At 43.4% G+C, this 24,005-nt stretch carries 24 protein-coding genes; 17 read left to right on the top strand and 7 right to left on the bottom strand.

From position 1 onward, the window contains the following. On the bottom strand, window positions 1–757 hold a 757-nt coding region (locus tag L0B18_RS19305), incomplete at its 3' end, for a replication initiation protein (RefSeq protein ID WP_234573585.1). A gap of 705 nt (window positions 758–1,462) precedes the next feature. Between L0B18_RS19305 and L0B18_RS19300 the strand changes: the two genes are divergently transcribed. From L0B18_RS19300 to L0B18_RS19220, 17 genes are all read left to right on the top strand, one after another. After that, on the top strand, window positions 1,463–1,771 hold the full coding sequence (locus tag L0B18_RS19300) for a hypothetical protein (protein WP_234573584.1): 309 nt from the start codon (window positions 1,463–1,465) through the stop codon (window positions 1,769–1,771). Between the two features lie 415 nt (window positions 1,772–2,186). Next, window positions 2,187–2,552, top strand: a complete 366-nt coding sequence (locus L0B18_RS19295) for a plasmid mobilization protein (protein WP_234573583.1) — start codon at window positions 2,187–2,189, stop codon at window positions 2,550–2,552. Then, a complete protein-coding gene (locus L0B18_RS19290) occupies window positions 2,549–4,189 on the top strand; it encodes a relaxase/mobilization nuclease domain-containing protein (protein ID WP_234573582.1) in 1,641 nt (546 codons plus the stop codon). Before L0B18_RS19295 ends, L0B18_RS19290 begins: the two co-directional genes overlap by 4 nt. Next, window positions 4,189–4,647, top strand: a complete 459-nt coding sequence (locus L0B18_RS19285; RefSeq protein WP_234573581.1) for a ribbon-helix-helix domain-containing protein — start codon at window positions 4,189–4,191, stop codon at window positions 4,645–4,647. Before L0B18_RS19290 ends, L0B18_RS19285 begins: the two co-directional genes overlap by 1 nt. A gap of 354 nt (window positions 4,648–5,001) precedes the next feature. Next, window positions 5,002–5,502, top strand: coding sequence for a conjugative transfer signal peptidase TraF (gene traF / locus L0B18_RS19280; RefSeq protein WP_234573580.1), 501 nt, complete (start codon window positions 5,002–5,004; stop codon window positions 5,500–5,502). After that, window positions 5,496–6,479 (top strand): ATPase, T2SS/T4P/T4SS family, encoded by a 984-nt coding sequence (locus L0B18_RS19275; protein ID WP_234573579.1) that lies wholly within the window; start codon window positions 5,496–5,498, stop codon window positions 6,477–6,479. The genes traF and L0B18_RS19275 overlap by 7 nt, the downstream gene beginning before the upstream one ends. Then, on the top strand, window positions 6,476–6,814 hold the full coding sequence (locus L0B18_RS19270; protein WP_234573578.1) for a TrbC/VirB2 family protein: 339 nt from the start codon (window positions 6,476–6,478) through the stop codon (window positions 6,812–6,814). The genes L0B18_RS19275 and L0B18_RS19270 overlap by 4 nt, the downstream gene beginning before the upstream one ends. Beyond that, complete coding sequence (locus tag L0B18_RS19265) at window positions 6,811–7,137, top strand: hypothetical protein (RefSeq protein ID WP_234573577.1); 327 nt, start codon at window positions 6,811–6,813, stop codon at window positions 7,135–7,137. Before L0B18_RS19270 ends, L0B18_RS19265 begins: the two co-directional genes overlap by 4 nt. 5 nt (window positions 7,138–7,142) lie before the next feature. Continuing rightward, window positions 7,143–9,686: a TraG/VirB4 family ATPase gene (locus L0B18_RS19260; protein WP_234573576.1), complete on the top strand. Its 2,544-nt coding sequence runs from the start codon at window positions 7,143–7,145 to the stop codon at window positions 9,684–9,686. A gap of 8 nt (window positions 9,687–9,694) precedes the next feature. Next, the gene (locus L0B18_RS19255) at window positions 9,695–10,129 is read left to right on the top strand and encodes a hypothetical protein (protein ID WP_234573575.1); all 435 of its coding nucleotides are present in this window, start codon (window positions 9,695–9,697) and stop codon (window positions 10,127–10,129) included. A 29-nt stretch (window positions 10,130–10,158) separates the two neighbouring features. Further along, window positions 10,159–11,217 (top strand): hypothetical protein, encoded by a 1,059-nt coding sequence (locus tag L0B18_RS19250; protein ID WP_234573574.1) that lies wholly within the window; start codon window positions 10,159–10,161, stop codon window positions 11,215–11,217. Further along, window positions 11,217–12,128 (top strand): type IV secretion system protein, encoded by a 912-nt coding sequence (locus tag L0B18_RS19245; RefSeq protein ID WP_234573573.1) that lies wholly within the window; start codon window positions 11,217–11,219, stop codon window positions 12,126–12,128. Before L0B18_RS19250 ends, L0B18_RS19245 begins: the two co-directional genes overlap by 1 nt. Continuing rightward, on the top strand, window positions 12,125–12,829 hold the full coding sequence (locus L0B18_RS19240; RefSeq protein WP_234573572.1) for a type IV secretion system protein: 705 nt from the start codon (window positions 12,125–12,127) through the stop codon (window positions 12,827–12,829). The genes L0B18_RS19245 and L0B18_RS19240 overlap by 4 nt, the downstream gene beginning before the upstream one ends. Next, window positions 12,826–13,749: a TrbG/VirB9 family P-type conjugative transfer protein gene (locus L0B18_RS19235; protein ID WP_234573571.1), complete on the top strand. Its 924-nt coding sequence runs from the start codon at window positions 12,826–12,828 to the stop codon at window positions 13,747–13,749. Before L0B18_RS19240 ends, L0B18_RS19235 begins: the two co-directional genes overlap by 4 nt. Window positions 13,750–13,753: 4 nt before the next feature. Continuing rightward, a complete protein-coding gene (locus L0B18_RS19230) occupies window positions 13,754–14,908 on the top strand; it encodes a TrbI/VirB10 family protein (RefSeq protein WP_234573570.1) in 1,155 nt (384 codons plus the stop codon). A gap of 56 nt (window positions 14,909–14,964) precedes the next feature. Continuing rightward, entirely contained in the window at window positions 14,965–15,888 is a 924-nt protein-coding gene (locus tag L0B18_RS19225) for a hypothetical protein (protein WP_234573569.1), read from the top strand. A gap of 36 nt (window positions 15,889–15,924) precedes the next feature. Next, on the top strand, window positions 15,925–18,012 hold the full coding sequence (locus L0B18_RS19220; RefSeq protein WP_234573568.1) for a type IV secretory system conjugative DNA transfer family protein: 2,088 nt from the start codon (window positions 15,925–15,927) through the stop codon (window positions 18,010–18,012). A 354-nt stretch (window positions 18,013–18,366) separates the two neighbouring features. Here L0B18_RS19220 and L0B18_RS19215 read toward each other — a convergent pair whose 3' ends face one another. The 6 genes from L0B18_RS19215 to L0B18_RS19190 form a co-directional block, all read right to left on the bottom strand. Next, the gene (locus L0B18_RS19215; RefSeq protein ID WP_234573567.1) at window positions 18,367–18,864 is read right to left on the bottom strand and encodes a cupin domain-containing protein; all 498 of its coding nucleotides are present in this window, start codon (window positions 18,862–18,864) and stop codon (window positions 18,367–18,369) included. Between the two features lie 59 nt (window positions 18,865–18,923). Next, the gene (locus L0B18_RS19210) at window positions 18,924–19,661 is read right to left on the bottom strand and encodes a carboxymuconolactone decarboxylase family protein (protein WP_234573566.1); all 738 of its coding nucleotides are present in this window, start codon (window positions 19,659–19,661) and stop codon (window positions 18,924–18,926) included. A gap of 20 nt (window positions 19,662–19,681) precedes the next feature. After that, window positions 19,682–21,337 (bottom strand): carboxylesterase/lipase family protein, encoded by a 1,656-nt coding sequence (locus L0B18_RS19205; protein ID WP_234573565.1) that lies wholly within the window; start codon window positions 21,335–21,337, stop codon window positions 19,682–19,684. A gap of 60 nt (window positions 21,338–21,397) precedes the next feature. Continuing rightward, the gene (locus L0B18_RS19200) at window positions 21,398–21,853 is read right to left on the bottom strand and encodes a nuclear transport factor 2 family protein (RefSeq protein ID WP_234573564.1); all 456 of its coding nucleotides are present in this window, start codon (window positions 21,851–21,853) and stop codon (window positions 21,398–21,400) included. 50 nt (window positions 21,854–21,903) lie between these two features. Beyond that, window positions 21,904–23,070, bottom strand: coding sequence for an aldo/keto reductase (locus L0B18_RS19195; RefSeq protein WP_234573563.1), 1,167 nt, complete (start codon window positions 23,068–23,070; stop codon window positions 21,904–21,906). Between the two features lie 72 nt (window positions 23,071–23,142). Beyond that, window positions 23,143–23,997, bottom strand: a complete 855-nt coding sequence (locus L0B18_RS19190; RefSeq protein WP_234573562.1) for an aldo/keto reductase — start codon at window positions 23,995–23,997, stop codon at window positions 23,143–23,145. Between the last annotated feature and the right edge of the window lie 8 nt (window positions 23,998–24,005).

Raw genomic sequence — 24,005 nt, 5'->3', positions numbered from 1 at the left:
CACCTGAGTCGCTTTCAAAATCAAAATCGATCTGATCATTAATGATTTTAAAAGTGAAATGAATGTGAGTTATTTTACGGCCGGAACCCAGTCCGGTAGCGTTCTTTTTTTCCTCCCATTCAAATCTCATATTTGTGTTTTTTGCAATATCCGATTGCGCTTTCTCAAGTACATATCGCCTGAAATCAGCATAGTTTTGATATTTATCTTCGATAGCAAGAGAAAACCGCAAGTCTTCTACTGAAACCTCCCATTCGCCATGTCTCCGCCAGGAATAAAGCAACTCATAGATTCGCTGGCCATACGTGCTTCTGCAGGCTAATAATTCAGAAATGGGGACCGGGGTAAAATTTCCCTGATCTTTAAGATGAAGCAGCATGTCTCGGATATCCGGATGTAAATTTATTTCCAAGACTCCTTCACCTTCAGTATGATGGGCTTTCGAAATCATGGTCCAGTGCGTAAAAGATGTTTTACTGCCAACATTCTCCTTCTTGGTAAGCACTTTCGAAATTAATTTTTTTGTTTCATCTTTCAATCGATTGTATATACTCTTACTGTTTCCGGCTTCTACTAAGTCTTTCACATTAATGACGTAGGTTTTAAAGTCCTTGTCATCTCTGTTGATTTGTTTAACAACCAGGGTGAATATTCTTTTTTGAATTAATGTGAGTTGTTGTTGGCCATGGATCAGATCGTTTCTCTGTGTTGCGACCAGTGAATCGGGAAGGTGTTTCTCTTTTTTCTTTGGTACCATGAGAAATTAGCAGTGGTGTATGAGTGATCTAAATAGTACTCATTATATAAAAATTTTGATACCTTTTTTCAATCTTTTTTCAACAAGGTACTAATTACTCGCACCACCTTGACCATGGTAGATAGATAATAAACTAATTACTCGCATTACTTTGGCTGTGAAGGGCAGAAGTTAGTACTATTTGCTCGCATTACTGGAGGTAGCGGATAAAATAAGGTACTATTTACTCGTATTACCTGAATAAATAGGCAGAAATTGGTGCTATTAACTCGCAATACCTTGATTTGTGAGGGGTAATAGGTACTAATAACTCGCATTAATTTTATTGTGTTAGATAAAATGTGGTACTAATTACTCACATTACCTGGGGAAGCGTGAAAAGTGACAGTACTAATCACTCGTGTTAAACGGTACTAATCACTCACCATAAAGTACTAATTCCTCGCTTTAGTGGTACTATTTACTCATTTTACCGGTACTATTTACTCATGGAATTGGTACTATTCGTTCCACATTAACCGGGTTAGTCCTTATATAACAATATACAATAGTAACAATCTCTCAATATGCGCATCCGCGCAAAAAAGGAGAGGGATTTTTTTAAATAGGCAAATTCTAAAAAAATTCCTCGATCTTACCTGTAATCACTGCTTAAACAGAAAAGAAGTTATCCATTTAAATTATCACAACCTTTTGGTTTTAGTTATGGCAGGGTTTTCTGAATTTTTAACGTTGATGAAAAGAGCCCACAATAATCGTGAGTTCAATGAGGAGACATTGAGGTTTCTCGAAGAGATTTGGGTTGAAATAAATCAGGTTATCGTTGAAATTCAGCCGGAAATTAATACAACTGATATCCTGTTTTCAGAAGTTGATCATGACGAAATATTCTATATGGCAGGGGAGAGGTGGTGCAAGATATCACAAGAGAGATATGTTCACATGAAAAATAGAAAAGCATATGAAATATCGGGGGATCCTGTGGTTACAATCACCTATAAAAAAACCAACTGATGATTCAGAGGAAACCTGATTTAATTGGTATTGTGAGTAATTAGTACCGCGGTGACTTCACCCACCATCTTCCTTGTCTGCAGGAGGGTATAAACTTGCATGAGCGCAGCGGAATAATGAACAATCGGTCGAAGGCTGACAGCTTCCCTACTTAAATGGAATGCCTTCTAAAAATTGACAATATATTCTAAAGTATGTTTATTCAAAATGTGGAATGTATTTTCAATAACCAAATATGTACAAAGGATAGAATCCGTTTCGATCTGGATTTGCAAGCAGTGTGTTATGTTTAACATATCGCTGTACGCAATTTGTTAATCCCTAACACGGCTTGCCCATTCGCACCTTCGTGCTCAAGGGTTATGATCATATAGAACCTGGTATTGTGGAAAACAGCATTCATGAATACAGACGGATGCCGAAACAGAAGAACAGAGGTAAACGAGACCAAATGATTGGTGTTTGGTGTAGTGAAGAGGAGTTCAATTTCATAAAAAAAGCAGCCACAAAAGCGGGCCTATCCAAAGGGAACTACTGCAGGCAGGTTGCTCTTGGTCAACGCCCACAGGCTGTAAAAAATCCAAGCATTATTGTTACTCAGAGCCAAGCGGAAGAACTTCGTCTAGAACTCAAACGAATTGGAAACAATTTGAACCAAATTGCACGGGTAGCAAATACAACAAAGGAAGCGCCCGTCGAAAAAAAAGTAGATCAAGCTCGATTTGAATTGAGTAACGTAATGGGTGAGCTACGCGAAGCCCTTCAAAAGGGGAGAGCATGATTTTTAAGCATCCAAAAAATGGTAATAAGCATTTTGGCAGTCTGCTAAAATACTTATGCCAGGAACAGAAAATGAGTTGGATGGAAACGTACAATCTTGCTGAACTGGAGCCGGAAAATATTGCAAAGGAAATGGAATTTACTGCCGGCATGTCTTCTCGGTGCAAGACTCCTCTTTATCACAGAATGTTGAGTTGGGATCCGGGGGATCATCCAACACCTGAACAAATGAAAGATGTTGGAGCGCGATTTTTAAACCGCATCGGACTTGAAGAATATGAAGCTGTTATTATTGCTCATAATGATCGAAGGCACCCTCATCTTCATTTTGTCGTTAATCGCGTTCATCCGGAGTCAACCCTGGCATGGGAAAACTATGAATATTCGGGGGAGGGAAGAGATAGAAAAATCGTAAAAAAAGAGTATCAGCGACTGGAAGAATTTGCGAGATCGATGGAAAAAGAGTTTGGTTGGCGCCAGGTACCGGGGAAACACACAGATCATGGAAAAAAGGTGCAATTTGATGGAAGGGCTCCAGAGATTTGGGAGCTAAAAAGAGAAACAGAAAAAAAGGAAGCAGCTGCCGGTTTTGGCTATGATCCAGAAAAGGTTGATTTGCGTCCACCGAAGCTAAAAGCGAAAGCATTAAAAGAGTTTCTTTTTGAAGCAAAATCGTTTGAAAAATTTGACGAGATTCTTGCATACCATGATATGTGGCTTGAAAAAAGAGGGCAGGGGCTGGTCATAACAGATGGGAAAGATCCCGTTGCCGCCAGTCATGTATCAAGGGCTTTCTCAAAAAAAAATCTGGAGAAACGTTTTAATGATCATTTTGATCGATACGACAAAGAGAGAGAGCGTGGTATTCATTCAGAGATAGGGGATCGAATGGTTAGGAAAGCTCTGGCTATCCAAGCGCAGGAAGAGCTTGAAACCGTAAAAAATATAACGAAAAAGGCGATCAAACGAATTGAAACCGAACTGGCTCTAATTGATAGTTCACCGGAAGTCCAACAACTAAAGAAAAAGATAGATGAAGGATTTAGCCGCGTTTATAAAAACCCGGAATCCGCTTACAAAGCATTTACGAATTATGTACATTCAAATGGGTATTACGAAGCTTATGAGATGATAAGCGAGGTTCCGGGGAACTTTGGGGTCGTACAAAACCAATCAGCCGTTTTCGAATTAACCAATCAACTTCGTGCCTTTGAATCAATAAATGACCAAGCCAGTAATTATATTCATTCTCTTTTTGATCAAAACCGAAAGGAAAAGTTGATAGATAGAAGAGAACAATTGCGAAGTACATTTTTGGATACTATCAGCCAAATTTCGACAGTAAAACGGCAGAGTGGAAAAGCAGCAGCTCGATTACTTGCTCAAACCGAAGAAGGGCGTGACCTTTTGAAACTGAATAGGGAAGTTCAAAGGGGGGTTCGGGTTGTTCAGGCTGTCATATCGTTTCATCGGTCTTTGCAACGTCTTTCGAACGGGAAGGGTCCATCGGTTTCTAAACAACTGATGAAATCAATCGGGATACCCTCATCGGCAATAGCATTAAAAAGTGTTGAATCGTGTTCAAAAATGTTACTACGTGAAGCAGAAAATAATAGAAGCCAAGGGCTCACCAGATAATGAATAAAAATCAACCCACGGTACCAGAATCCGAAAAAGTTTCCGTCACGGTAAGGATTGATCCAAAATTAAACTATATCCTTGACATCATTTGTAAAATTGATCGTGTATCCAAAAATGATATTATCGAACGTGCGTTTTGGGGAGATGATGAACCAAACGGCAATGGGTCCAACCAGGACTTTGATCCGGTTCAGAATAGGGTAGAGGAACCAAAAAAAATTATGGATTATATATCAAATTACAAAGTGAATATCTCCGCCCGTATTGATAAAAAATTGAACGACATTATTGACGAAGGTGCAGACCGACAAGGAATGACGAAAGTAGCTATTATTGAAAATGCACTCTGGGAGTATGTAGAAAACGAGGGGTTTGAACGAGATCCGGTTACGGAAAAAATTATAAAAGTCACAATTGATTTACCAGGACGATTCCAAAATTATATTGCGGAATAGCATTACACGTTTTACGGGCTTGCATTTTTTTTAAAGAATTCTATCTTAGATAATGTAGCCCGAGACGATGCAATGCGGAAGCGCAACATCACCCGGGGCTACCAGGCGGGGAAGATGTCACAATCTTTTCTGGCGAGAGGCCGGTTTTTGCCGGCCTTTTCTATTTATAGGAGGGAGTAAAGAAAGAGTTTATCAGGAGAAAAAAACCACCAAAAAGCTATTGGATTAAAATTTTCTAATTTTTAATTGACTTTAAAAAAGAAAATATATTCATTACTACCGTAATGCATTTATGCAATTATTAATACCCTAAATTGCATTACAATTTGTTTTGAATCCCAAGAGTGCAGGACAATGAGAATCCTCAAGGAGAACGCTTTCATCATCGGTGGCGCCACATTTTTGCTGGTTCTTTGGCTCTCCGGTCCGCGGGTGGCGATCAATACCAGTGAGTCACTTCCAATAGGTATTTATTTTATTACCCAAACCAGTGGGAAGGAAGTCGGCAAGGGAGATCTTGTGTTGTTTTATGATGAAGAGATCAATAAAAAGGCAGCGGAACGAAAGTATATCCGGGAAGGGCATATGATAGGCAAGAGAGTTGCTGCAGTTGGGGGAGAGAATATCCGTGTAGGTCCAAAGCAAACCACCCTTTCGGGAATACCAGTGTCCGGAAAAGCCCCACGTACTGACTCAAAAGGGAGGCCGATGCAGCGGTTTTTATATAATGGTGTAGTTCCCGATGGAACCGTCTTTTTGCTTGGAGATACAGACAACTCCTACGATTCCAGATATTACGGATTTGTGGAGATTTCAAAAATTACAGGGACTCTAACACCACTTTTTATATGGTAACCGGAGATAAAGCACATATCGACTCACTCAAATACTTTCTTGGGGACGTTTATGATCTGTTGGAAAGACCGGATATAACTGACATCGAAATCAATTCTGGGGCATCACACGTCTTTGTTGAAGGAGCAAAGGGCCGGGAGAAAACCAGTATCGCAATCAACCGGCCCAATATGGTTGCATTTCTCAACAAGATAGCCTCGATGAAAGACAGCACGATTACACAGGAACATCCTACGCTGTCGGCTATCTTGCCCAAGGAGCTTTTTAATTGTCGGCTGGAAGCTTCTGTACCGCCCATCACTCCAGAGCCGGGACCGAGCATAGTGATCCGAAAGCCCGGAATGGATTTTCCCATAACAGATTACGTAAATGATGAGATTCGGGAATTGCTTGTTCAGCATTTACTAAATAAATCGAATATTCTCATTTGTGGGTCTACGTCCAGCGGGAAAACATCATTTCTAAATAGTCTCATTGGTGAATTAGCGCGTGTAAGCCCAAATGAGCGGCCAATCATCATGGAGGATGAACACGAGGTCAACTGCTCCTTTGAAAATCATGAGTACCTGTTTACAGTAAAGACTGAAAAGAATCAGTCCTGGAGCATGGCAGAGAATGTTAAAAAATCCCTTCGGAAAAACCCGGACCGGATTATCGTTGGAGAGGTAAGGGGCATTGAGGCGAAAGAGGTTCTCAATGCCTGGGATACGGGCCATGTTGGAGGATTTTGTACGTTGCATGCCGGCGGAGCACGACAGGGGTTTATGCGGTTTTTTAGAATGGCAGAACTCGCCTGGGACAACCCGTTAGACCAAATGTTTGCAGGTGAAGCGATTGATCTGATACTCTTTTTAAGCAAGGGACCGGACGGACGGAAGGTGAGAGAGATTGTCCGGGTTGAGTTCAACTACGATACGGCGATCATGCGACCGGAATTTCTAACCATCTACCCTAAAACCAAACCCAACCAATCATGAAAACACATATAAAAACACTAATTCGAACCATTACGGCTCTTCCTTTACTCATAATAGTTCCAGCGGTAGCATTTGGATCCACGACCGGCGGCGGGGCCATAGGTGGTCAGCTGCAAATTACACAAATCATATGGGATATCGTCGATTTTCTGACAGGCCCAATTGCTATTGCCTTAATCGTTTTAGGGTTCATTGTAGGTGCAGGGACAATTGCCGTTGCCCGACAGAATGATGCAGCGGGGTGGCAACGACTTGGAAAAGTTATTATTGGTGCTACCATTGCTTTTGGGGCGATAGGCCTTGTAAACCTTTTCTTCGGGGGAGCAGTCATTTGAAGGACAATAAAAAAAATACCGTTTATCAACCTCTGATTCGCAGGCCAAAGATCGCCGGACTTTCTCACGGGCTTTTTGGACTGCTGGTTGGATGTTTAATGATTGTTTTGCTCATGTTCGGTATTACCTGGATTGGCGTGGTGGCCAGTATCATTGTAGGAATGCTATTATACCGAGTCCTTATCAAAGCAGAAGAAAAGGACGAGTTTTTCCTGATGTTGTGGTTAGGAAAAATTATTAGTGCGAACAACCATCTCAGGCCGCGTCCACGAATAGACCATGATCGAAAGAAAAAAACAAAATCAATACCAACCCTGCACTAATTGTTATGGCTGAGATCTTATTTTTCATCGGAGTTGGAGTACCCGCTGGCGGGCTATTCTTTTGGTGGATACTAAGCCGCCAGGAGCATAGAGACGATCCCCTTGCAGTAACAGACTTGCTTAACTACAGCCATTTTGAAGACCCGAAGCATGGTATACTGCGGCTTAAAGATGGTGGTCTCCTTGCAATGTTTGTTTATCGCGGCCCCAGCCTTTCTCATCAGACAACGACGATGCAAGACCATGCTTCTGGCATTATAGCCAGGTTCCTAAGCCGATATGGAAATGGCTGGGCTTTTTACTTCTCAGGTCAGCGATCGGAGTTAAAAGATTACCCAACAACCGGTCAATATCCGGACGCGGTAAACTACAGCATTGATCTTTTACGACGACAACGATTTTCGAGCGGGCAATCCTATTATACAAACCGATATGTGTTTTCGGTCGTATGGATGCCGGGGGACCGGCCGGACGCAACGGAGTTTACCTCTCATCTTGTAGAGATTGAAGAAGAGCTTAAGGCTATCGATGATTTTTTCCTGGAAAGGATGGATGCGGATGACATCCTGTCCGAGCTTGCATATAACCTGAATGGCGTTCGGCAGCCGGTTCATCATCCCGATCATCCCGATTTTATAGACGGAATAATCGGCTATTCGGATATTATTCAGCTACCCTGTGCAAAAAAACCACCAGGCAAAGTACGGCGAGCCCTGCAGGTTCCGGAGTACTATCGGTTGAAAATTGGTGATCAATACGTTGGTGTAATCACCATAAGTGGAGTGCCATTTCAAACCTGGGCAGGAATATTTGAAGAGCTTAATGAACTGGATGTGGAATACCGGTTTTCCAATCGAGTGATTACGATGGACAAAAAAGACCAGGAGAAAAAAATTGATCGGATCCGTGAAATGTACAGGTGGGGGCGAAAAAGTCCGGCCGAACTGGTTTCTGGAGCCGATGATGGCGGCGACACAAAAGTAAAAGAGGCTTACGAAAACAAGCACGCGCTTAATATGATGGCTGAAGCAGGGGAGGCTATTTCCCATGTGCAAAGTAATAAAGACAGTTTCGCACAAATTACATCAACCTTTGTGGTTTATAACGAGTCTGAAGAGATCCTTGAAGGACAAGAGCAGAAAATTATAAGCAAAGTTCGCAAACTCGGCTGTGTAGCAGTCAAGGAAGATATCCAGCCACTGCGAGGATTATTAGGAACACTGCCGGGACACGCGGAAAATATTAGACGTTATTTTATGAGCTGCAAAAACATTGCTGATATGATACCTCTGTGGGGAGTTTGGACAGGACCAGAGAAAAATACATCCGCTTATATGAAAGGTGCTCCCGCTCATTGGGTAGCTGTAAATGTACCCACAAAGCAAGCAACCGGAATCAAAAAAGGGCAGCCGTTTATCAAACATCAACCGATTTCCGGGGATGTTGGTCATAAGCTTATTTTGGGACCGACAGGGAGCGGAAAATCGACCTACATAAACTTTGAAATTTCCCAATGGCGGCGGATGGATCGCAGTCAGGTATTCCTCTTTGATAAAGGTAATTCCGGAGAAGTTCTTTGCCGGGCAAGTGGAGGAGCGCATTACAACATTGGCGGCGATGACGGGCTTCGTTTTCAGCCTTTCAAACACCTTGAAGATGATCCGGTTTGGTTCAACGACTGGATTGAAATGATGGCGCAGTTGCAGGGGATTGAACTCACTGCAACTCAAAAGCGAGAAATTAGTCGTTCGATTGATTCAATGATGCTCCTGCCGGCAGAACGCCGAACGATGAGTGAGTTTGTATTTCAAGTACAGGATAGCCGGGTTCGTCAGGCATTAATGGTCTATACACAGGCCGGTAAATATGATGTTTTTGACGGGACAGATGATCCGATATCAGACAGTTCTTACCAGGTTTTTGAACAAGAAAAGCTATTGGAAATGAGCAATCAAATTCTATTGCCGGTATTGGACTATCTTTTTTTCCGGGTTGAAAAAAGCCTGCAAAAAGACCGGCCAACACTCATTTTTATAGAAGAAGCCTGGAAAGCGTTTCGGGAAAAGAAATTTTCGGACCGGCTTGAACAGTGGCTCCGTGAGCTGCGCAAAAAAAATGCTCATGTAGGATTGATTACACAATCTCCACAAGACATTCTGAATTTCGAAAATGCAACACTTTTCCAGGATTCATGCCCGGAAAAGGTTTTTTTGGCAAATCCAAATGCTACAGCCACGCACTACCAGAAAATCTATGAGTTGTTTGGGTTGAACCAAAGCCAAATTGAGATTATCCAGCACGCGAAACCCAAGAGGGAGTACTATTTGTCAACACCAGCAGGATCGGCATTAGTGGATTTGAAGTTGGATGAATTCTCACTTGGGTTTTTAGGTGAAACGTCCGGGCTTAGTGTTACCGAACGACGAAAAACAATTAACTCACTCATGGAGAATCACGGGGAAGCATGGCCTGTGGAGTGGCTTCGACAATTAGGAGTTAATGGAGAAGCTGATTTTTTGCAAACCAACTTTTCAACTATCAATAAATAGGTTCAGTCATGAAAAGAGAGTTCATCATTTTTTATATCACGGTTCTGATTGTATTGGTCAGCTGTAATGGGCCCAGCGGAGGGAGCAACACAAATGAAACTGAGCATGAGTATTACTATCGGGTTGAAATTACAGAAGGCTTCCGGGCAGAAATTTTACATTTCTCTCATGAGGATCCAGATGAGGCCAGGGTTTCATCGGGATGGATAGAGCGCCAAGAGGGTCTTTGGGAAAGTGAGATGTTTCTTGCAAGCATAAAATCACCGACTCCTTTTGCGGAGTTACGCGCAAGAAGAATTCAAAGTATTGATCCATTAGATGAAGGAAAAGGTCAAATAGTAGCACAGATCATTGTTGACGGCGAAGTTGTGGAAGAAACCAAATTAGACCTGCCCGTCGGGAATGCTTCTTTTTCAATTGAATATGACTTTACAGAAAACTAAAACCACAATTATCACAATTGGAGGCATCAATGAATCGTCAAGTATTGCTATATGTATTTTTATTTGTTCTTGTTTGGTTTCTGTCCATCCCGCAGACAAGCCAAGCGCAATTTGGACCGGCCGATCTGCCTATGTATGGTAGTGGCGGGATTGATGGATTTGGACAGAATATGCCAGATGAGTGTAAATCGTTGGAAAGCCTCCGAAGCCAAATATCATCTGATGGTTTGTTGGGCACTGTGTTTTCCATAGGGGATTTGGGAGTCAATCAGGTTGGAGGCATGGTTGATGATGTTGTTGGCCTTGCGGGGTCGCTTGGCTTAGGTGCCATGACTGGCGGGACGGGCCTCCTTGTGGGTGGTTTACTGGGTGGAATATTTGGTGGTGGGGATGGCACCAAACAGGCCGTTGAAGAATTAACAAAAGTTGAAATGACGGCTTTGGTAGAGGCAGAATGCCATTCCATTTTGCAAGACATCTATCTTACAGTTTTAGGTAAATCTGAAAGAGAAAAAATTGATAATGCTGAATACAACCAGCAAGATGTACGTGAAAACATCAGAAAAATTGAAATTGCCCGCGAAAACCTTGGATATCTGCGAAATTATTTAGCTGATGAATACCAGCTGTTATATGATACCTGGAATCGACACAAAGAATATGAACAAAATCCAGAATACTGGCGTCAAATTCGCGCTCAGTATGCCGACTATAATATCCAGGAAGCAGATAAGCTGATAATTTCAGCAAGAGAAAATCAGCGGATGACCGGTCAAACGCATGAGTATCTGGATGTATTAACCGGTTTATTATCACGGGAAGATCTGACTCCAGCCCAGGCGCAACAATTGCAAGGATATATTACTGCACTTCATGCCCAGGAATTGACCGAGGCCAAGCACATTCTTGCCGGACAGGCCGCTTTTATGGCACAACTGGAAGTAGAGCGCAAACAGCAACAGCGTGATGAAGAGTGGTTTCAACAACGCCACCGCGAACATACAAATGAGGGGATACAAACTATGTCTGACCAAGCTCAGGCAACTTCTACTCGCAGAATCGTTCCATCTTGGGCCGGGTCAAACTGATGAACGCAAAAATCAGAACATATTTTTGGGCATTTGCAGCCGTATTAGCTGCGTGTATAATTTTTGCTGAGAGTGGCTTTGCCCAAACACCTGAGTGGTACAATGAATTGAATCAATTTCAGCAACAGATCACGTTTGATTGGAGAAACCGGGCGTTTAATATTGGCGTATCGATTTTTTTTGCTCTTGCAGTACTCGATCTGGTGGTTTTTGGAATCGGATTGAAATTTTCTGATAAAAGCATTGATCCGGTTAACACATCTCTTAAAAAGCTCGTTACCCTCGTTTTTCTTTTTGCCATTATTATGTTTTTCTGGCTTCTGGAAGCACTTGTTTTAGGATTCCAGGAAATTGCATTTACCATTTATGGAGCGGAGATGGATTTGAATGAATTTCAAATCATATCAGCCGGACTTTGGTTCTTTAATGCTGCCTATCAAAGCCTGCAAGCCAATTATAGCTGGGTAAACATATTAAGTTTGTCCGCTTCGTTTTCAGTCTTTTTCCTGTTGTTTGCGCTGGCCGGGTTTGTAGTTCTGGCAATCCAATATGCCTATATCACGATGGAAGTGCTGATTGCTCTAACTTTTAGCCCGTTGTTTTTAGGATTTTTACCCATGAAGTTCACCCGGGTATATTCGGAGCGATACATCTCTTACATATTTCATCTCGGTGTAAAGGTCTTTCTGTTTTACATGATCTTCTACTTTTTTTGGAGTGTTCTGATGATGATGGTTCAGAATGTATACTCTTCGCAAGATTTTGGTTGGCACGTCCTGTTGAGTATCGGGTTTTTCTCTTTCCTGGCAATATTTGTACTAGCAAAAATACCCGGAAAAATGTCTCAATTCATCACTGAAAATCAAAACCTCGACTTAGGTAAAGTTTTAAACCGAATGGATGAACTATGAAACGAACAACCAAAAAAACAGAACCTAACCGTTTGTTTCGCGCACAAGCTGACCGGCGGGAGGACGATCCTTACTACAATCTTGCCAAATCGAAAGAGAATTGGCGAAGGGCCTTTTTCTTGTCTGCAATTACATTGTTGTTTGTAACCGGGGCATTTATAGTCCGGAGTTTTCAGGCTGGATATGTTCCATATTTGGTAAGTGTAGATGACTTTGACCAGGTTACCATTCTTGGACCGGCAGAGAAATTGAATACCAATCATGATCGTCTGGTCAGGGCCGAACTCTTTAAATGGATCCGGCTTATGAGGAGTGTCCACGGAGATGAAGAATATATCGAAGAGCAGTTGCGGGACGGGTTTTCGATGGTATCTAATAATGTCGCCGGAAGACTCAATGATTACTATGGTGAGGAAGAAAACGACCCGAGAGTTCTCTCCAGAAATTTTCGAAGATCTATTGAAGTCTCACAGATCCTTCAAACCGACGATTCGGGAAATTGGAGGATTCAGTGGGTAGAAACCACCACGAACCTTCGGGGTGGGTCCCGTGAGGCGCAAGAATGGGAAGCATTTATCGAAGTTGAGAATCACCCACCATCGTCATCAGAGACGATCCTAAAAAACCCTCTTGGACTATACATAACCGAACTGAACTGGGGAGCGATCTCTCCAACAACCCTAAACGAGGAAACACCATGAATCATCGATCACAACCACTGGCAATATTATTGGCTGCATTTCTTTGGGTCATTGGTCCAAATGTACATGCCCAGGAATCACCTGAAATACCGATGCATGTAAATGAGCAAGGGGTCATTGTATACCCAATTAATGAAAAGAGTGATGTCATTGAATATCCCTTTGGCTATACAGAACCCATTGTTACCGCATCACCACTTCGTATTTCAAGAATAGAACTTGAAGAGGGGGAAGAGGTTGTCGGTCAGGCTGTAGGAGATGCAACACGGTGGCAGATTGACTACTCTTTACAGGGAGAAGGTGAGATGAGTAAAGTTATTTTTTTTGTAAAACCAATTATCGATGATATATCGACCAATTTTGTGATTACCACAAACCGACGGACCTATGACATTACCCTGGAGGCGCCGAAGATTAAGGATCCAGGGACCAATCCGGATACACATTTTACAAGAGGAATATCATTTTACTATCCGGATGAAGCCAGTGAGAAACTCAACGAACAGATAAGAAAAGATCAGGAAAGGATCCGCCGAGAACAGGGGAGTCGATCCCGGGGGCCGTCATTTACCCGGCCGGACAGTAGTAGTGCCTTTGAACGATATGAGTATGAAGAAGGGAAATACGGTTTTCCATGGGAACCAGTGGCCATATGGGACAACAACCGTCATGTTTTCATTCAACTACCAAGTGATTTCGATATCGAATCACAAGAACTTCCGGGAGTCTTTTTAACAAATCGTTTTGGGGATAAGCAGCAGATGAACTTTTCGTATGACCCGGATAGTAAAATCATCCGAACTGACCGGGTGTTTCAGCAGGCGAAACTAACGTATCAATTTCAAAAGCGCGGGTTTTTAGGTTTTGGACGGGTTACCCGGGATCGTGAATTACTTGTAACTCTTAACGATAGCGAATGAAATTATGAGACCGAAAGAAGAAAAAAACAAAATTAATGAATCGAGTAAACGATTGTTGTTACTTGGTGCTTTGGCACTTGGCGGTATATTATTAGCGACCATCTTATTTAATATTTTTCAGTCCGGAAACTCACAACGCAAGATTGGAGAGTATCAACCACCTGTACAAAGTGGAGAACCCGGGTTTTTACAAAATGAACCTGCCGGGTTACAAACCGATGAAGAAGAACTTGATTTCGATCCACCGGATCCGCAAAGTATTTTTGACCGGCCGGTATCCCAGCCTACAGCAAGGACATCACAACCAGGGCCGCAGCAACCTGACCGCCGGCAAGAACTCTATGAACAAGCGCTGTCCAGTGATATTAAAATTGGAGGAGAGGTTCGTGTAAGTGACGATGTAAACCCATCCATGGAACAGGCTGCGATCGGTCGTTCAGTTTCATCTGCTTTCCCGGCTGACAGACGTCAATCTAATTCAACCGGCCAGGAACCATTACGATTTACAGAAGAGCAAAACAACCAGGGAACGGTTGAATTTAATCACCCACCCACCCCCTATACTCTTTTGGAAGGAACGATGATTGAGGCGACTCTTCAAACCGGGGTATCATCTGCATTGCCAGGAAACATTGTTGGTATGATAAACCGTGACGTTTACGATAGTATCAATCAAGAACATCTGATTATACCAAGAGGCACACGAATCGTCGGTACGTACGATTCTGGAATTGCATTTGATCAACGGAAAATGATGATGTCCTGGCAGCGATTGTTATTCCCGGACGGACGGTCTATCCAGTTACCATCCTTCCCTACCCATGATCTGCAAGGTATGAGCGGGCTTGGCGGGGAGGTCAACACACATTTTTGGCGAATTTTTGGTCAATCTGCCATGCTGAGTCTCATCGGTGCCGGTGCGTCTTTGGCTGTTTCGCCAAACAGGGCCGGTTTGTTTGGTGCCATGAGTGCCAGGGAATTAATTGCTGTTCAAATTGCAGAGGACTTTCAACGGGTGGCCAATATGGTATTACAACGAAACATGAATCGTCAGCCAACCATTGTCATTGAAGCCGGTACTCCGTTTACCATTTATCTTTTAGACGATCTTTCATTTGAAGAACCTTATACCTATACCGAGGCATGGTATGGCGAATAGCCAATTTTTCAGTATATAGTAACACCTTAATTCAAAGCCAATGTTACTACCATACCATGACCTCAAAAGATGATGATAATCTACAACAAACCAGCCGGCCTGCCACCAATACTCAACTCGAGGAAAAAGCCAGGTCCCTTGGTTATGACCCATCACAAATGGATCTTGCAAGCCCAAAAGAAAAGGCATCTCAGATACAAAAAGAGTTGCTGTCGGCTAAAAGTTTCGGTGAGTTAGATGGAAAACTCGCGGCCAGAGATTTGTGGCTGGACTATAGCAAAAAAGGTCTTTTTTTTACGGATGGATTTCAACGAGTGAATGCATCTTCAATTGATTCCTCACTGAACAAAATAAATCTTCAACAACTCTACGGAGAAGATCTCACAAAATATATTGATATCAGAAACAGCGGGATCAATTACGGCAAAGCGGAGAAGCAGGTTCAGAATCTTTTCATTCACGAGGCGATTAATGAGCTTAAATCGAAAAGAGAGGAGATTAAATCAGAACTTTCGAGTGTTCGCTACGAAATGGCAAGAATACAAACAGCCCCAAAAGAGACAAGAAACATTTCCCGGAAGGAAGATCTCATCAAGCAAAAAGATCAATTGCTCGGTAAGCATCAACAGCTGACCAGTGAAATTTCAAAGCTCGAAAAAAAATACCGGGGGTTTAGAGGGAGCAAATCTTTTAAAAATCAAGCAAATCATGTAAAAATGAAAGCCCAGCGGGCCGGAGAAAAGGTTAAATATGCGAAGGAAGGATTTAAGATAAAGAAAAAGTCCATGAAGGGTATGCAATCGGCTCGTGAAGTAATCGGGTTTCAGAAAATGTTTGAAAAGGGGATACAGTCTTCATCAGATCACATGCCCTCCAAGATAACAGATGTGAAATCATTATCGAAGCCAGTTATGAGTATTACCTACAGCGCGTATAGATCCTTTGCCCGAATTGCAAACGACCCGGAGGTTACCCGCTGAAGTCATTCGCATATAATTTTTAAAGCAACCAGCACCATGGCCGAAAAGAAAACATTACAACACGAGAACAACCTTATTGGGTTTGTATTTCTTACAGGCCTCTTGTCTGTTGTAATGAGCTGGTTGTATTTCAATCAGTTTGTGATGAGTGGATTTGGCGACGTTCGGCCTAACATCCAGATAGGCAAGACGGGAGTCATGATTATCTTTTGGTTGTTGGCTGTTTCATTACTAACCGGCGGCTATTTTTTGTGGAAAAAACTCTGGAGAAACGCATCGATCTCATTTTTCTCGGTAGGACTATTTGTGCTATGTGTAAACGGAGAGCTGTATGATCCATCGCTTCTGTTTTATTATATCCAGGAATATTCGATTTCCTCTATTCCGGAGCATTTATTGATTTGGGGATCACTCTATGTGATTGCTATGATGATTGTCATTTGGGGGACGATCAGGCCGAGGGGACCAGCCGAAAAAGGCGTTCATGGAACGGCAGAGGTTCAGTATGGAGACCATTATACTCATACAGGATTCAAGATAGGAGGGGAGGGCGAAATCGTTATTGGGCGGCATAAAAAAAGCAACAATATTTTAACGTTTAAAGGTGAGAAACACCTGGTAACCGTTGCTCCTACTCGAAGCGGGAAGGGGGTGGGATCTATTATTCCCAACCTCCTTCACTATCCCAACAGTGTCATCGTTGTTGATCCCAAAGGGGAGAATTGTAATTTTACAGCGGAGCACCGACAGAACAAATTTGGTCATAAGATAATCTGCCTCGATCCATTCCGTGAATCTATTTGGGGCAAGGAAAATGGGACCAATCATTTCAATCCGCTTGATGCCATTCCAAACACATTTCAAAAGGCGTTTCGCCCCTGTAATGCCTTGGTGGATACGATTTTTTCAGAAGAAATAAAAGGGGATCCGTTTTGGTCCCGCAGAGCTAAAAACCTTTATCTTGGCTTTTTAATCTATATTTGTACGGCACCTGAATTTAATAATCCGGATCACCCCGACTACCATCCTGACCTGAGAAACCTGTCTACCGTTAATCACCTCTTTTCTATTCCGGCCGAAGACCTGATGGCTTATATCGAAAAGATCAGTGTCAGTGATGTCCCGTTGAACGTGAAAAAATTTGCCAATGACTTTCTGAGTGCGGGGGTTTCGGTAAAGATGTTGATCGGAATTATGGAGACGCTTAAAAGCGAAATCCAGCTTTTTCATTCTCCCGAACTCTCTTCGGTGATGAGCCATAGTGATTTTTCGTATGATGAGGTTGCGATCGGGAAAGCCACGATCTATTTGATCGTCCCACCGGAAGAGCTTCGCACGTATTCAAAATGGACGCGGATCATGATCACGATGTTTATCCAAAGAGCGATTTATATACGAAAAACACGGCTACAGGAAGCCAGTGAGGAAAAAATTCTCTTTTTAATGGATGAATTTACCAACTTGGGCAAGCTTAATATTGTCAGAGACAATTATTCTATCGCAGGTGGTTATGGGCTTCAGTTCTGGATTATTTTTCAGGATCTTGGCCAGTTAAAACCCCTCTATAAACAGAGCTGGCAATCCTTTTTTTCCAATGCAGATGTTGTCCAGGTATTTGGTGTCAATGATATTGATACCGCAGAATATATTTCCCGAACCTTAGGGGATACCACCATTGTTTCGGTCTCTAAATCCAAAAATCAAAGTACAGGTTTTCGCTATTCTGGTGGCAAAGGAACGTCAAAATCCGAACAAAAACGGCGACTTTATAATGCCGATGAAGTGAAGCGATTTCCCAGGAATCTACAGTTCATCATAACGAACGGCGAAAACCCTGTTATCGCAAAGAAAATTCAATACTACAGAGACCTTGAATTCAAGGACTACACCCCCACTCAAACACAAGTGTTTTCAAAGTTAAGTTCGCTTCCCGTGTGGTTTGATATTGATAATGACGACCTTAGTCTTGAGAGGAAATTAAGACTTCTCATACATGGAGAAGCCAGGCCAGATCTTCCGCCGGCCGAGGATAGCAATGATATTCAATTATCGGTCGATAATCCGGATATCGATGAACTGGAGGAGGACGATCATGGCGATGATATGGATATATCCATGTTTTAGTGAAAGAAAAAGGTTGAGAACAGTCAGTTGTAAATCCTATTACCAAACGTTTTTGCTTCATTAACCATAACCACATGAATTAAAAGCATAAAGTAGAAGGCAATAACATCTATTCGCTGACTCTCCCAACCCAAGAAAGTTTATACGCCATCATCAACGTATAAGAAATTTTTAAACTCTGTTCTAATGAATTATATTGTTAAATCTTGTGAAATTGAATGTTGAGGAACGTGTAGACGCGAAAGATTTAAACTATAATTCCGAAGCTGTCGGCCGGTATAGCATTTCGTTCACATGCAACTCTTCTGGTTGATTGATTACAGATTCAACTATTCTCACAAAGCAGTCGATTTTTTAGTCAATGCTATTGTAATCCTCCTCAGTAACAGGATTTAACCAAACTACGCCACCCTCGTCAAGATTAGGGCCGATGGCAATATGAGTAAACTTGCTGTCGGGTGAAGCACCGTGCCAGTGCTCAACATTGGGTGGACATTGAATCACATCCCCTTTTTGCAGGATTTGTATGGATGAACCTTTCTCCTGATAATAACCGGTGCCATCTGTTGCGAGAAGAATTTGTCCGCCCGGATGAGAGTGCCAATTCGTTCTTGCACCGGGCGCAAACGTTACGTTGCCAATATGAGTGTTCAGGTTCGCATCGTTTTCTGCAATCATGTTCAACCATGCAGTACCGGTGAAATTGTCACTCGAAATTTCTTGACCTATTGGAAACACCGGTTCTGTTTTCGGTCCGTCAGCAGTATCCGTTTGCGGTTCATTACTACAGGAAATGAATAAAATAGTTATAGTTAAAAGCGGCAAGAGGAATGTTCTCATCCAATTCATCATTAATCAACTTTTTTAAATTCGTTATTTCGGGTTTAATGTTCGCATATTAGCTTTAAAAATTATTCAGATCTGTTTTCCAGCACGTTATCCAGTACTGATTGAGCGATTTCTCCTTTCTCTTCACCTAATGTAGTTTCGATGATATCTACAAAATGCTGCAACTGACCGGTAGTTAAACCGACATTCAGGGAAAGATTGAAATGGCTTCCCAACATCGGCTCCACGCCATCGAGGCTGCTGAGTATGGAAATGACCACCAGCTCTCGTTGAGCGTAGGTTAATACATCCCGCTCAAACAGGTCGGCAAACAGATGTTCTTTGAGGAATCTGTCAATGGCAGGGGCAAACGCTCCGTAGCCCGACTCCGGCTTTCCCCAGTCTGAGCCGGTCAGCTCATACAAAGTTTCCACTCCCCGTTCGTACTTGCTTCGGTCATCATTGATTGGGGAAGCTTCTGGGCCCAGTTCATCATTTATACCCTCGGCCTCACGCTCCTCCAAGACCTCCATAAAGGTTTGAAGACTTCGAATGCTTCTGGGAAATCCGGCATAAGCGTACAAGTGAACTATGGACTCTTTGATTTCATTGACTGTCAGACCCGCATCCAAACCGTTATGTAGTGCAGGTTTTAAACGTTGCAGGTCACCAATGGCCGTATAGGCTGCAATCGGAATCAATGCTTGCTGCTTTTCGCTGAGTCTCTGATTCTGTTCTGAGTTTTGCGCTTTCAGATCAAGTGAAAGACAACTGCTAGCCACAATTAAACTGATAAGTAGTTGTGTGCTAAATTTTTTCATTTTACTGGTTTATTTGAGGGTTAAATACCGCGCGAGTGTAAACGGTCTCTTAATGTCTCAATGGCCTTTTGAATCACATCCAGCCTTTCTTCTCTGGGATCGGGCTTGCCGACTGTTTCGCCACCGGACTCAATGTCGAGTATCTCTTCAGTTTGGGAATTGTAAACGGGCCATTCAGGTACCCCTTCGCCATTGGGATCACCTGTCTTGGCGAAGTTTGCCCAATAGGTGTTCATCACTTGCGCTAACTCTTGTTCTTCAGTCGTTGGCTCAATATCACCCCAACGGGCATCCAGGTTGTTAAACACATAGGCAACTTCTGATCCGTGTCCGGCACCAAACCGCATTCGCTCCTGCATTGCTTCCGGAACATAGGAGAACAGATACATATAAGCCGGGTTGTCTGCGGCAACAAATGTTCTTGCTGTCATCCGGGCCGGCTCACCCCAAACCCAGTCGGTATTAAACTTTGTGATAACCTCAGCGAATTCTTTGTCGCCGTCAGGATCGTAAGCAGCTCTCGCCTGATCTTCCAGTTCTCCAAAAAGTGAAAAGAGTTCTTCTTTTGAACTGCTGTTGTTTACAAAACCACCGCCTACTTCGGCACTTGTATTCCCGATGATAAGCGGAACGTCTGCCTGTCTGCCTGCTTCATAAGCACTTTCAGCTGTTTCCACTACCAGCTCCCCATCCAAAATCGGGCCTGAATAGGTACGCGGACCATTCTCTCCATCGGTTTCCTGGCCTCCATCCACAATCTCTTCCACACTCAGTGCACGAAGTTCTGCCAGTGCTTCTTCACCGGTTCCATTAATCCCCTTTTTTCGTGCAAAGTTGATCCCGATAGTTTCAGCAGAAACTGTGTAGAGGGGATCGGCATTATCTTCGTTGATCGGCCTGCCGGTAAGTACACCGTCACGACCGCCGCCTGATTCACTAATCACTTTATGAAAAAGGCCTCTTGCATCCGGTATGGTCAAAAGCGAATGAACCGACACGCCACCGGCAGAAAAACCAAAAATGGTCACATTATCCGGATCGCCACCGAATGCTTCAATATTTTCCTGTATCCATTCGAGGGCGGCAATCTGGTCCATATAAGCGTAGCTGCCTTTTGGCTCCTCGGGATGCTCCTCACTCAATGCAGGGAATGCAAAATGTCCGAGGCGTCCAAGACGATAGTTGATAGTCATCAAAATGACGTCCTGTTTGGCGAATTCCTCTCCTGTGGTTGCGCCACCCGCACCGCTTCCGCCAACAAAAGCACCTCCGTGGATCCATACCATCACGGGAAGATCCGCTCCCTCTTCAATTCCGGCAGGTTTCCAGATATTCAGGAAGAGACAATCTTCCGATGAGCCTTCCGCAATGGTTCCGGGAGCAGCTCCCCATCCGGACTGAGCACAATTAGCACCATACTCGGTTGCATCACGCACACCTTCCCAGGAATCTACAGGTTGAGGTGGACGCCAGCGATATTCGCCAACAGGTGGAGCCGCAAAGGGAATCCCCTTGAAGCTTGAAACGTCTCCTTCCGTCACACCGCGAACAATACCGCTTTCAGTTTGAACTGTTGGTGAGGCATTGGAATCAGCTTCCTGTGCAACCACGGATGTTTGATGAGCCATCAAATAGCAACTCATAATGATGAATAAGCCAACGATTATTTTTTTCATTTTGATTGAATTTTAATTTTAAAACCTGATTCTGTTATCTAATAAATCATGTGTAAAACACTAATCATTGCCACGAGAGAGCCTTGTGAATGACAAAACTCCTAATTTCCAGTCATCGTCCTGTTTCACATACACCTCGGTGACCTCGAATGGATTGGTGACTTCGTTGCCGCCAACCTCAGCTATCAGGGTAATTCTGTTCAAGAGAATGGCCGTATTGTCAATAATATTCACGGATACCTCGTGGATATCTGCCTCTTTATACCAAATCCCACCGCTTTCGATAATAGCAAGCTCTCTTTCTGTTCCCCAAGATCCACCCATGTGAACAAACTCCGCCTTTTCATGAAAGAGATCCGCCAGGGCCTCCACATTTTTGTCGGCCATCCACTGCCACTTCTCTTCGGATAGATTAATGATCTCCTGTTCTGCACTCGTAACGTTTTCATTTTGCTGTGCCACCGCCTGTGTTGATAGCCCGACAAATAATAAAAGGGTGTATATAACTTGTTTCATGGGTTTGATTATTGATTTTTTGATTTCTATGGATCTGTCTGTGTAAGCCTTCAGTTTTTCGGTGGTGCCTCAACGCCCGAGAATCGTAGCACTCCGTCCGGAAGCCGCTGTCCCCTAATCTCGATTTTTGAGAGAGATGAATTCAGTTCAGAGAGTTCATCTGATGAAAATTGAATCGAAGCTGCACCGATATTCTGGATCACATGGTCCTTGTTAGTGCTCCCGGGAATTGGAACGATCCAGGGCTTTTGTGCCAACAACCATGCCAGCGCGATCTGGGCAGGAGCGGCCTCTTTCCGTTCAGCCCACTTTTCAATCAGGTCAACAAGTGCAAGATTGTGCGGAAGATTTTCCGGTGAAAATCGAGGCTCCACACCACGAATATCACCCTGGGCAAAGCGGGTATTTTCACCAATCCAGCCGGTTAAAAACTGGACTCCAAGCGGACTCCACGGCACGAAACCAATTCCAAGTTCTTCACAAGTAGGAATCACATTCTCTTCAGGCCCGCGCCACAGCATAGAATATTCATTCTGAACAGCAGTAACAGGAACCTCGGCATGAGCACGGCGAAGTGTGTTGAGCCCCATCTCTGACAAACCCCAATGCAGAACTTTGCCTTCATCCATCAGATCCTTCACGGCCCCGGCCACATCTTCAATTGGGACTTCGGGATCGACCCGGTGCTGGTAGAGGAGATCAATACGGTCCGTTCGCAGACGTCTGAGCATTCCCTCAACAACAACTTTAATATGCTCCGGGCGGCTGTTGAGGCCGGGACGCCGCTCTCCGGTCTCCTGGTCGATGTTCCAGCCAAACTTGCTGGCAATTACTATATCATCCCGAAAAGATTCCGTGGCCTCACCGAGAATTCGTTCACACTCATGAGGTCCGTAGGCTTCCGCGGTATCGAAGAAGGTAACTCCCTGGTCGAAAGCGGTCCGGAGTACGTTAATCATCTCCGGCCGGTAGGGCGTTGTGGTTGTATATTTTCGTGCCATATTCTGAACGCCCACCCCAATGCTGGAGACCTCCAGCGAAGCGAGTTTTCGTTTGTCGTTTATGGATGCTTTTTGACTTGATAAACTGCCCGAATTTTTCTTTTCAGATTCTTTCTTTGATGCAAATCCCATCAAAGGTAACGCTGCCAAACCAGAACCGGTCAGTGCAGTTCTCAGCATAAAATCACGGCGGCTCATTTTATTTTTCTTTTTCATAACATTCTCCTTTTGTATTCCTTCATTGTTTTTGCTCTCTTCTCTTAAATTTTTAAAAATTTTGTCTTCATTCTATTCATGTTCTTCTAACCGGCTGGCAAACCACTTGATGATTTCCGGATCGCGGTGGCTGAAGAACTGGCTTTCCCCGGTATCCAGCGATCGGATCGATTCCATATCCTCATCAGAAAGTTCAAAATCGAAGACATTGAAATTCTCTTTCATTCGATTTTTTTTAACCGTTTTCGGAATCACCACGACTTTTCTTTGAATGAGCCATCTCAGTACGACTTGCGCAGAAGACTTGCCATACTTCTCACCGATGGAGACTAACAGCTCATTGCTGAACGTGTTATTCTTACCCTCAGCAAAAGGCGCCCACGATTCATGCTGAATACCGTTCTCTTTCAAAAACTGTTGGTCGTCGTGCCGCTGATAAAAAGGATGAGTTTCAATCTGATTGACGGCCGGAACAACATCATTGAAAACGATCAGGTCCATCACGCGGTCGGGGTGAAAATTGCTGACACCAATCGCCTTTAACTTTCCATCTTTATACAATTCTTCCATCGCTCGCCACGAACCGTGCACATCCCCAAACGGTTGATGGATCAGGTAGAGATCCAGATAGTCTGTTTGCAGTTTGTTCAGGGATGTTTCAACTGCTTTTTGAGTAGCTTCGAAACCAACGTCCTCAATCCAAAGTTTAGAGGTTACAAAGAGATCTTCTCGCTCAATCCCGCTTTCCTGAATTGCATCTCCAACAGCCTCTTCGTTCTGATAGGATGCAGCCGTATCGATGGCGCGATATCCCACGTCGATCGCATCCAGCACGCATCGCTTGCATTCATCGTGATCCTGTATCTGGTACACGCCAAATCCAAGAATCGGCATTTCAATGCCGTTATTGAGTACTACATTTTTCATAATCTATA

The organism is Rhodohalobacter sp. 614A (assembly GCF_021462415.1).
Lineage (GTDB): Bacteria > Bacteroidota > Rhodothermia > Balneolales > Balneolaceae > Rhodohalobacter.
This window is presented reverse-complemented; position numbering and strand designations above follow the sequence as displayed.